Origin of the sequence: Rahnella sp. BCC 1045 (assembly GCF_019049615.1) — a bacterium.
Classification (GTDB): Bacteria; Pseudomonadota; Gammaproteobacteria; order Enterobacterales; family Enterobacteriaceae; genus Rahnella; species Rahnella contaminans.
The window spans coordinates 1-861 of record NZ_JAFMOZ010000035.1 but is presented as its reverse complement, the minus strand read 5'-3'; the positions used below and the strand labels follow the sequence as shown (position 1 = coordinate 861).

Genomic DNA, 861 nt, shown 5'->3' with positions numbered 1-861 from the left:
TGTGAGTTCGATGAGTAGGGCGGGACACGTGACATCCTGTCTGAATATGGGGGGACCATCCTCCAAGGCTAAATACTCCTGACTGACCGATAGTGAACCAGTACCGTGAGGGAAAGGCGAAAAGAACCCCGGCGAGGGGAGTGAAATAGAACCTGAAACCGTGTACGTACAAGCAGTGGGAGCCTACTTTGTTGGGTGACTGCGTACCTTTTGTATAATGGGTCAGCGACTTATATTTTGTAGCAAGGTTAACCGTATAGGGGAGCCGTAGGGAAACCGAGTCTTAACTGGGCGTCAAGTTGCAAGGTATAGACCCGAAACCCGGTGATCTAGCCATGGGCAGGTTGAAGGTTGGGTAACACTAACTGGAGGACCGAACCGACTAATGTTGAAAAATTAGCGGATGACTTGTGGCTGGGGGTGAAAGGCCAATCAAACCGGGAGATAGCTGGTTCTCCCCGAAAGCTATTTAGGTAGCGCCTCGTGAACTCATCTTCGGGGGTAGAGCACTGTTTCGACTAGGGGGCCATCCCGGCTTACCAACTCGATGCAAACTACGAATACCGAAGAATGTTATCACGGGAGACACACGGCGGGTGCTAACGTCCGTCGTGAAGAGGGAAACAACCCAGACCGCCAGCTAAGGTCCCAAAGTCATGGTTAAGTGGGAAACGATGTGGGAAGGCACAGACAGCCAGGATGTTGGCTTAGAAGCAGCCATCATTTAAAGAAAGCGTAATAGCTCACTGGTCGAGTCGGCCTGCGCGGAAGATGTAACGGGGCTAAACCATGCACCGAAGCTGCGGCAGCGACGCTTAGGCGTTGTTGGGTAGGGGAGCGTTCTGTAAGCCGTCGAAGGTG

1 rRNA gene is annotated in these 861 nt (G+C 52.6%); it reads left to right on the top strand.

Going from position 1 to position 861, the window contains the following annotated elements:
* A 23S ribosomal RNA gene (locus J1782_RS00195) occupies positions 1 to 861 on the top strand; the annotation flags it as partial.